The sequence below is a fragment of the Kitasatospora sp. NPDC057738 genome (assembly GCF_042798815.1).
GTDB lineage: Bacteria > Actinomycetota > Actinomycetes > Streptomycetales > Streptomycetaceae > Kitasatospora > Kitasatospora lactacystinica.
Window position 1 is genome coordinate 88,942 of the sequence record NZ_JBHVJT010000022.1, and the last position, 8,753, is coordinate 97,694.

Below are 8,753 nucleotides of genomic sequence, written 5' to 3' on the forward strand. Positions count from 1 at the left end.
TCCGGGCAGTCTTCCGTGCGGCCTTCTACGCGGCCTCGGACGAGGACGGCGGCTGCCCGGAGGCGGTCGCGATCACCTCGTCCAGCACCTCGCGGGAGCGCAGCAGGTCGCTGATCGTCCGGTCGATCCGTTCGCGCTCCGCGGTGAGCTCCTCGACCAGCAGCGGGGTGGCGACCTCGTTCGGGCTGCCGTCGGAGTCCCGCATGCAGGGGAGGATCTTGTAGATGGTCCGGCTGTGCAGCCCGGCCGCGAACAGCTCCTGGATGTGCACCACCCGGTCGACGGCGGCCTCCGGGTACTCGCGGTGGCCGCCCTCGGTGCGGCGGGCGGCGAGCAGGCCCTGCTGCTCGTAGTAGCGCAGCGAGCGTTCGCTCACACCCGTCCGACGGGCCAGTTCACCGATCCGCATGCCGCCACCCCGTCCCCGTGCCGCACAGAGGCCTGAACCTGACATCGATGTTAGCTTCCCGGTCTCGCTCCGGGGCGGAAACCGGATAACACAGCCGCGTCCGGCCGCGCCCGACCGGGGGCAGCGCGCGCCGAACAGGTGATCGTGCCATCATCCCTGCATGTCTTCCAACGTTTTCTTCGACATCACGATCAACGACGAGCCGGCCGGCCGGATCGTCTTCAAGCTGTACGACGACGTCGTTCCCAAGACCGCCCAGAACTTCCGCGAGCTGGCCACCGGCCAGAACGGCTTCGGCTACGCGGGCTCCGGCTTCCACCGCGTGATCCCGGCCTTCATGCTCCAGGGCGGTGACTTCACCAACCACAACGGCACCGGCGGCAAGAGCATCTACGGCGAGAAGTTCGCGGACGAGAACTTCCAGATCAAGCACGACCGCCCGGGCCTGCTCTCGATGGCCAACGCCGGCCGCAACACCAACGGCTCGCAGTTCTTCATCACCACCATCGTCACCGACTGGCTGGACGGCAAGCACGTCGTCTTCGGCGAGGTCGTCGAGGGCATGGACCTGGTCAAGAAGATCGAGGGCCTCGGCTCGCAGAGCGGCCGCACCTCGGCCAAGATCTCCATCGCCGCCTCCGGCGAGGTCAAGTAGTCGCCGTCGCCACTGGCACGCACCGCCCCGGAGCGGGACGTCGGATCTTCCGGCCTCCTGCTCCGGGGCGGTTTCGTATCCGCTCGCCGTACCCGCTCGCGTACCCGCCCCGAGCCCGTTTCCGCGCCGCCCCCGCATCCGTCCCGGGCCCGTTCCCGCGCCGGGCCGCGGTGCGGCGGGCAGGGTAGCCGGGAGCGCCGCCGTCCGGGCCGGAACCGGGCAATCGTGCGGCCTTCCTTTGCCGGGGCCCTACGCTCGACTTCTCGGACGCGGCCCAAGCCGCGGCCGAACTCGACTCTGCGGCAAGGTGGTTGACCGATGGTGGAGCAGGGCGCCGACGACGGCGAGGTGACCTACGAACAGGTGACGGTGGTCTCCCTGGCCGGCTGCGAGCCGGTCGGCCCGGCGCGGTTCGCCGTCCGGGTCGTCCGCGAGGGCATGACCGTCAAGCGGGTGGCCGGCTACTGGGTGCGCTGGGACGAGCGGTGGGGCGCGGAGGAGGTCCGCCACCACGCCCGCTGGGTCGCGGACGAGGAGTACGTGCGGCCGGACACCGGCAGCCTGGACGGCACCCTCGCGGTGATGGTCGCCGCGTACTGGACGGATCCGACGGGCGCCTTCCCGCGCCGCCCGGGCACCGAGACGGTGGTGACCTTCCGGCCGGGCGAGACCGAGCACGAGCTGGTGCTTGAGCAGCCCGCCCCGGTCGTCCAGGCCGCCGCGGCCCCGTACCGCCCGGCCTCGCTCTCGGTGCAGCTGACCCACGCGAGGTGGCTGAGCGGCGACGGGCAGCCGATCCACTACGGCTTCTCGGGCGCCACCGAGGCGGCCGGCGGCGAGGGGGAGTGGCTGGTCCGCTTCCCGGAGTGCGGCACCGGGCTGCTGCCGTTCGTCTAGGCCGTTCCCTCGCCACCGGTGCGTCCGGCGCGTTCAGGAGGGGCTCGGGGCGGGCCGGGCCGGTGCCGGGCGGGCCCACCGGCCGCCCGTCCGCATCCCCACCTTGCGCGCCGGGACGCCGGCCCAGACCTCCCCGGGGCCGGTCGAGCGGGTGAGCACCGCGTTGGCGCCGACTACGGTGCCCGCGCCGACGGTCAGCACGCCCTCCTTGCACACCACCTTGGCGCCGGCGCACAGCACCGCGCCGTCCTCGACCACCACCCGCCGCATCGCGCTCTCCTCCTGCGGTACCCACGGGTCGGCCCGGCCGATGGTCACGCCGTTGTAGAGCGTCACGCCGGCGCCGAGGGTGGTGTACGGGTGCAGCACGGTGCCGAAGCCGCGGTGGAAGACGAGCAGTCCGGGCCCGATCTCGCAGGCGGCGGGCACCTCCATCCCGTAGAGCGCGAGCGCCTCCTGGACCAGGCGGCCCAGGAGGCGGTGGCGACGGCGGTGGATCAGCGCGGTGACGAGTGGCATCCACCCATTGTGTCGACGCGGTCGCACAAAGTCGCGGACTACTTGAAGTCCGGCACCGCGGTGTCGTTCTTGAAGGCGGCGAAGAGCTGCTTGGACTTGTTGGCGTCCCACAGCACGGCGGACTCGCCGGTCTTGGTCCGGTAGTCCGGGTTGCCTATCGGCACGGTCAGCGACTTGCCGCTGCCGCCGTTGACGTCCTTCATGGCGAGGAAGAGCGAGCCGAGGTCGGTCAGGCCGCAGTCCTCGTCGACGATCAGGGTGCCGAGCGCCGAGTCGACCAGCGGGTAGAAGGTGAACGGGTTCATCAGGTTGCCGGGGGAGGCGGCCTGGTGGGCCAGGGCGCCGAGGAACTTCTGCTGGTTGCGCATCCGGCCGAGGTCCTGGTCGGCCATCTGGTGGCGCTGGCGGACGAAGGCCAGCGCCTGCTTGCCGGTGAGGGTCTGGTCGCCGGCCTTGAGGTCGAGGCCGGAGTCCTTGTCCTGGACGTCCTGGTCGATCTTCATCTCGACGCCGCCGATCGAGTCGACGATGCCGACGAAGCCGCCGAAGCCGATCTCGGCGTAGTGGTCGATCCGCAGGCCGGTGTTCTGTTCGACGGTCTGGACCAGCAGCCGGCCGCCGCCGTTGCCGAAGGCCGAGTTGATCTTCGCGGTGGTGCCCTTGACCGGCTTGCCGTTGCTGCCCGGGTGGTCGGGGATCGGCACCCAGGAGTCGCGCGGGATGCTCATCAGGGTGTTCCCGTTGTCCCCGACGTGCAGGATCATCATCGAGTCGCTGCGCTTGCCCTCGGTGTCGTGCCCGGTGTGCAGGTCGTCCTGCTCGGCGTCGGTGAGGCCCTGGCGGCTGTCGGAGCCGACGATCAGCCAGTTGGTGCCCTTGCCCGCGGCCGGGCGGCCGGGGTAGTCGGCGAGCACGTTCTCGTGGTTGAGCTTGGAGTCCGCCCAGAACCAGGTGGAGACGGCGGTCACCATGACGGCGATCAGCACGCCGAAGACCGACCACTTCACGATCCGCCGCCGCGGCCAGCGCCGGGCCTGGGCGCCGGGCGGGCGGGTGCCGCCGGGCCCGCCGGGGCCACCGGGGCGGCCCTGACCGCCGGGCCCGCCGGGGCGGCCCTGGCCACCGGGGCCACCGGGCCCGCCGTGAGCACCGTGGCCTGCGGCACCGCCGGGAGCACCGCCGGGTGCGCCGGGACGGCCTCCGGGTGCGCCGGCCCCCTGCGGGGGGACGCCGCCGAGCCGGGAGGGCCCCGGCTGCCCGGGCTGTCGCGGCTGCCGTGGCGCGGCCGCCCCCGGCCCGCGCGGGTTCAGCGAGGACGGCAGCGGCGGCTCGGCCGCGCCGCCCCCGCCGTTTCCGCCGTACGGGTTCCCGCCGCCCCCCGGGCGGCCCTCCTGCCACGTGTTCATGCCGACGAGGATGCCCGACCCCGGTCGGGCTGACTCCCCCCGGGGGGTCCACCGGGCTTCTTGTAGCAGTTTTGATGCACGTGCCGGATCGTTCCGCCGCAACGTCCGGACACCCGGTGTTCCAGCTGCTGAAACGTTTCTTGACCAGCCCGAACACAGCGTGTTTGCATTCCAGGCATGGATCAGCGTTGGGCACTCACGCGTCGGCGGCACGTCGACCTGCGGCGCGGTGTGGCCTGTTCGCTCTGTCGCGGCTGACGCGCGCCCGCCGAATCCCCGTACCCGCCGCACGTCCGCCGGCACAGCGCCCCCGCCACAGCGCCCCCGGTGCACGTCCGCCGGCACAGCGCCCGCGGTGCCGCCCCGGCACCGCTCCCGGCACCGGCCCCCGTCCGCGGCGCCCTCCCCCGCCGCACCCGGCCGGAACCCGCCGCCCCGCGCCGCCCCGCTTCCACCCAGAGGTGAACCCATGGCCGTCGTCCTGTCCGTTTCCGGCTCCCCTTCCCCCACCTCCCGCACCACCCGCCTGCTGCGCCACGTCGACGCGCGGCTGGCGGAGCGCGGCCACCACGTCGTCCCCTTCGAAGCCCGCAGCCTGCCCGCGCACGCCCTGCTGTCGGGCGACTTCGACCACCCCGAGATCGTCGCCGTCACCGAGCTGTTCGCCCGCGCCGACGGCGTGGTCGTCGGCACCCCCGTCTACAAGGCCGCCTACTCGGGCCTGCTGAAGGCCCTGCTGGACGTGCTCCCGCAGTACGCGCTGGCCGGCAAGGCCGTCCTGCCGCTCGCCACCGGCGGCTCGCCCGCGCACGTCCTCGCGGTGGACTACGCGCTGCGCCCGGTGCTCAGCTCGATGGGCGCCGACCACATCACCCAGGGCTGGTTCGTGCTCGACCGCCACATCACCGCCCGGGAGGACGGGACGACCCTGGTGGAGCGCGAGACCGAAGCCCTGCTGGTCCCGGTCGTGGAGGGCTTCGCCACGGCACTGGAGCGGCTGGCCGCAACCGCGCTGACGAGCTGACGGACCGCCGCCGCGGCCCGTACGGGGCGTCCCCGAGACGGGCCGCGGCTACCCCTAGGGGGAGCGGCGCCGCGGCCCGTAGAACCTTGGTTGAGCGGCTTCATTCCGGCGGATGACGAGCCGACGGCCGTCGACTCCTAACGTGGTTCACACATCCCCACCCGCCAGGAAGCGGCCCGGTTGCGTCGGGTCCGGTGGCCAGGTCCACCGGGAGGGTGGAGACAACTCCCGGTCGAGGACTACCGCCTGCGCCATGTCATGAGGCGGGCGGGCCCGCGAGGCTGGGGGCCAACGGGTGAGCGCATCTTCCTTAGGAGAGTCCAGTGACGACGGCAGCAGCAGCCGTGTACGACCCCCAGCTTCCCGGCGGAGCGTCAGCCGTCGCCGCGTCGGCCCGTCAGGTCACCAAGGCGTACGGTTCGGGCGAGACCAGGGTGACCGCGCTCGACTCCGTCGACGTGGACATCCAGCGCGGCCGGTTCACCGCGATCATGGGTCCCTCGGGCTCCGGCAAGTCCACCTTGATGCACTGCCTGGCGGGCCTCGACACGGTCACCTCCGGCCGGATCCGGATCGGCGACACCGAGATCACCGGCCTCAAGGACAAGCAGCTCACCAGACTCCGGCGCGACAAGATCGGCTTCATCTTCCAGGCGTTCAACCTGCTCCCGACCCTGAGCGCGCTGGAGAACATCACGCTCCCGATGGACATCGCCGGCCGCAAGCCCGACCAGGCCTGGCTGGACCAGGTGGTGGAGACGGTCGGCCTGTCCGGCCGGCTCAAGCACCGCCCCTCCCAGCTCTCCGGCGGCCAGCAGCAGCGCGTCGCGGTGGCCCGGGCGCTGGCCGCCCGCCCCGAGATCATCTTCGGGGACGAGCCCACCGGGAACCTGGACTCCCGCTCCGGCGCCGAGGTGCTGACCTTCCTGCGCCGCTCGGTGGACGAGCTGGGCCAGACCATCGTGATGGTCACCCACGACCCGGTCGCCGCCGGCTACGCGGACCGCGTGCTCTTCCTCGCCGACGGCGTGATCGTGGACGAGATGCACGCGCCCACCGCCGACTCCGTCCTCGAACGCATGCGCCGTTTCGACGGCAAGCGCACCAGCTGAGCGGCGGGACGACTCCATCATGCTGCTCAAGACCTCACTGCGGAGCTTCTTCGCCCACAAGGGCCGGATGGCGCTCTCGCTCATCGCCGTCGTGCTGTCGGTGGCCTTCGTCTCCGGCACCCTGGTGTTCTCCAACACCGCCACCGGCACCTTCGACAAGCTCTTCGCCGCGACCGCCTCCGACGTCTCGGTCAATCCGCCCAAGCCGGCCGAGGACGAGGAGCAGCAGGCCGCCGTCAAGCCGCCGACCGTCCCGGTCGCGCTGGAGCGGCAGGTCGCCGCGCTGCCCGGGGTGAAGAGCGCCGTCGGCCAGGTCCTGGTCGAGAACGCCGTGCTGATCGACCCGGCCACCAACAAGCTGGTCGGCCCGACCACCGGCGCGCCCACCCTGCTCGGCAACTGGACGGACACCCCGGCCAACCCGCTGAAGGTCACCTCCGGCCGCACCCCGCGCGGCCCGACCGAGCTGCTGCTGGACGCGGACACCGTGAAGAAGGCCAAGCTCGGCCTCGGCGGCCGGCTCAGGGTCGAGAACCCCCTCGGCCGGCACGACTTCACCATCGTCGGCATCGGCACCTTCACCACCACCAACCCGGGCGCGGCGCTCGCGTTCCTGGACACCCCGACCGCCCAGCAGGTGCTGCTCGGCGAGCAGGCCTTCAGCACCGTCGAGGCGTACGGCGACGGCAGCCGCGGCAACGACCGGCTCAAGGCGGACGTGCAGTCCGCGGTCGGCGGCGGGTACCTGGTGAAGACGGCGGCCGAGCAGAAGGCGGACCGCACCGAACAGGTCGGCAAGGGCCTGGACTTCATGAAGTACGCGATGCTCGGCTTCGCCTTCGTCTCGGCGATCGTCGGCGCTTTCCTGATCGTCAACACCTTCTCGATGCTGGTCGCCCAGCGCACCCGGGAGATCGGCCTGCTGCGCGCCATCGGCGGCAGCCGGCGGCAGGTCAACCGCTCGGTGCTGGTCGAGGCGCTGATCCTGGGCGTGCTCGGCTCGACCCTCGGGGTCGCGGCCGGCCTGGGCGTGGCGGTCGGCCTGATCAAGCTGATGACCGCGATCGGCATGGACCTGGAGGCGGCCGACCTGCGGATCGGGCCGGACGTGTTCGTCGCCGGGTACGCGCTGGGCATCGTGGTCACCCTGGTCGCGGCCTGGTTCCCGGCCCGCCGGGCGAGCCGGATCTCGCCGATGGCCGCCCTGCGCGACCACGGCACTCCGGCCGAGGGCCGCGCCAACCTGGTCCGTACCGTCCTCGGCCTGCTGCTGACGGCCGGCGGCGGCGCCCTGCTGGTGCTCGGCGCGCGGGCGGAGAAGGCGGCCGCCGGCGGCCAGTACCTGGGCCTGGGCGTGGTGCTCACCCTGATCGGCTTCGTGGTGCTCGGCCCGCTGCTGGCCTCGGCCGTCGTCCGGGTGCTCGGCGCGCTGCTGCCGGCGCTGTTCGGGCCGTCCGGCAAGCTCGCCCAGCGCAACGCGATGCGCAACCCGCGCCGCACCGGCGCCACCGCCGCCGCGCTGATGATCGGCCTGGCGCTGGTGATCGCCTCCGCGGTGTTCAGCTCCTCGGCCGTCACCTCGACCAGCGCGCAGATCGACAAGTCGGTGGGCGCGGACTACATCATCTCCGGTGGCCGCACCGCGATCACGCCCGAGATGCTGGCCGCCGTCGAGCGGACCCCGGGCATCGACCACATCACCACCCAGCGGTTCTTCGCCGCCAAGGTCCGGCTGTCGGACGGGCAGCAGGCCAAGACCCCGCTGACCGCGGTCCCGCCGTCCTTCTTCGGCACCGACTTCCGGCCGACCGTCGACTCCGGTGCGGTGGACTCGCTCCAGCGCGGCTCGCTGGGGATCGGCGCCGCCTTCGCCAAGGACCACAACCTGAAGGTCGGCGACCAGGTCACCGTCGACTACGGCCAGGGCCGCAGCCAGGCGCTGCCGGTCGGCGCGGTCCTCGGCAAGGGCGACCTGTTCGGCGGCGGCTCCTTCGTCGCCATGGACACCATGGCGAAGGCGGTCCCGGCCGCCGAGCAGCCGCCGGTGTGGACCTTCTTCGCCAAGGCCGCCCAGGGCGCCGACGTCCAGAAGACGCTGACCGCGCTGGAGGACGGGCTGAAGGAGTACCCGCAGCTGACCATCAAGGACCGGGCCGGCTACAAGGAGCTCGCCCAGTCCCAGATCAACACCCTGCTCTACCTGATCTACGGGCTGGTCGCCCTCTCGATCACGGTCGCGGTGCTCGGCGTGGTCAACACCCTGGCGCTGTCGGTGGTCGAGCGGACCCGCGAGATCGGCCTGCTGCGGGCGATCGGGCTCTCCCGCCGCCAGCTGCGCCGGATGATCCGGCTGGAGTCCGTGGTGATCGCGCTGTTCGGCGCCGTCCTCGGCACCGGGCTGGGCCTCGCCTGGGGCGTCACCGTCCAGGGGGTGCTGCGGGACCAGGGCCTGGGGACGCTCTCCGTCCCGACCACCATGGTGGCGATCACGCTGGTCTCCTCGGTGCTGATCGGCCTGTTCGCCGCGCTCGTCCCGGCCTTCCGGGCCGGACGCATGAACGTCCTCGCGGCCATCGCGACGGACTGAGCCGGCTCCGGGGTCGCCGGGCCCCGGAGCACGGGGGAGACGGGGGAACGGGGGGAACGGGGAACCGGGGGCGGGTGTGCCCAGGACCCGCGCCCAGCGTCGTTCCCCCCCCCCTCCCAGGAGGGCCCCCCCGAGGTGTGTTCC

The 8,753-nt window shown here is 72.6% G+C and carries 8 protein-coding genes; 5 read left to right on the plus strand and 3 right to left on the minus strand.

All coding sequences use genetic code 11. The features are described from left to right. Positions 1-25: 25 nt before the first annotated feature. A complete protein-coding gene (locus tag ACFVGO_RS14965; protein WP_359910136.1) occupies positions 26-409 on the minus strand; it encodes a MerR family transcriptional regulator in 384 nt (127 codons plus the stop codon). A gap of 160 nt (positions 410-569) precedes the next feature. Between ACFVGO_RS14965 and ACFVGO_RS14970 the strand changes: the two genes are divergently transcribed. After that, positions 570-1,064: a peptidylprolyl isomerase gene (locus ACFVGO_RS14970; RefSeq protein ID WP_359910133.1), complete on the plus strand. Its 495-nt coding sequence runs from the start codon at positions 570-572 to the stop codon at positions 1,062-1,064. A 318-nt stretch (positions 1,065-1,382) separates the two neighbouring features. Then, positions 1,383-1,961 carry a hypothetical protein gene (locus tag ACFVGO_RS14975; RefSeq protein WP_380632089.1) on the plus strand — a complete coding sequence of 193 codons (579 nt, stop codon included), beginning with the start codon at positions 1,383-1,385 and terminating at the stop codon, positions 1,959-1,961. A 33-nt stretch (positions 1,962-1,994) separates the two neighbouring features. Here the strand turns inward: ACFVGO_RS14975 and ACFVGO_RS14980 are convergent, their stop codons facing one another. Together ACFVGO_RS14980 and ACFVGO_RS14985 are read right to left on the minus strand one after the other, a co-directional pair. Beyond that, positions 1,995-2,480, minus strand: coding sequence for a hypothetical protein (locus ACFVGO_RS14980; RefSeq protein ID WP_359910129.1), 486 nt, complete (start codon positions 2,478-2,480; stop codon positions 1,995-1,997). Positions 2,481-2,518: 38 nt separating this feature from the next. Further along, the gene (locus ACFVGO_RS14985) at positions 2,519-3,487 is read right to left on the minus strand and encodes an LCP family protein (RefSeq protein ID WP_380547413.1); all 969 of its coding nucleotides are present in this window, start codon (positions 3,485-3,487) and stop codon (positions 2,519-2,521) included. Positions 3,488-4,355: 868 nt separating this feature from the next. Between ACFVGO_RS14985 and ssuE the strand changes: the two genes are divergently transcribed. From ssuE to ACFVGO_RS15000, 3 genes are all read left to right on the plus strand, one after another. Further along, complete coding sequence (gene ssuE / locus ACFVGO_RS14990) at positions 4,356-4,910, plus strand: NADPH-dependent FMN reductase (protein WP_380355371.1); 555 nt, start codon at positions 4,356-4,358, stop codon at positions 4,908-4,910. A 323-nt stretch (positions 4,911-5,233) separates the two neighbouring features. Then, positions 5,234-6,022, plus strand: a complete 789-nt coding sequence (locus ACFVGO_RS14995; RefSeq protein ID WP_359910121.1) for an ABC transporter ATP-binding protein — start codon at positions 5,234-5,236, stop codon at positions 6,020-6,022. A 19-nt stretch (positions 6,023-6,041) separates the two neighbouring features. Then, the gene (locus ACFVGO_RS15000) at positions 6,042-8,609 is read left to right on the plus strand and encodes an ABC transporter permease (RefSeq protein WP_380632092.1); all 2,568 of its coding nucleotides are present in this window, start codon (positions 6,042-6,044) and stop codon (positions 8,607-8,609) included. Positions 8,610-8,753: the final 144 nt, after the last annotated feature.

Bases quoted from the DNA above. Each gene is read 5' to 3' on its own strand.
- ACFVGO_RS15000 (WP_380632092.1), top strand. From the start codon at position 6,042: ATGCTGCTCAAGACCTCACTGCGGAGCTTCTTCGCCCACAAGGGCCGG.
- ACFVGO_RS14980 (WP_359910129.1), bottom strand. From the start codon at position 2,480: ATGCCACTCGTCACCGCGCTGATCCACCGCCGTCGCCACCGCCTCCTG.
- ACFVGO_RS14975 (WP_380632089.1), top strand. From the start codon at position 1,383: ATGGTGGAGCAGGGCGCCGACGACGGCGAGGTGACCTACGAACAGGTG.
- ACFVGO_RS14970 (WP_359910133.1), top strand. From the start codon at position 570: ATGTCTTCCAACGTTTTCTTCGACATCACGATCAACGACGAGCCGGCC.
- ssuE (WP_380355371.1), top strand. From the start codon at position 4,356: ATGGCCGTCGTCCTGTCCGTTTCCGGCTCCCCTTCCCCCACCTCCCGC.
- ACFVGO_RS14965 (WP_359910136.1), bottom strand. From the start codon at position 409: ATGCGGATCGGTGAACTGGCCCGTCGGACGGGTGTGAGCGAACGCTCG.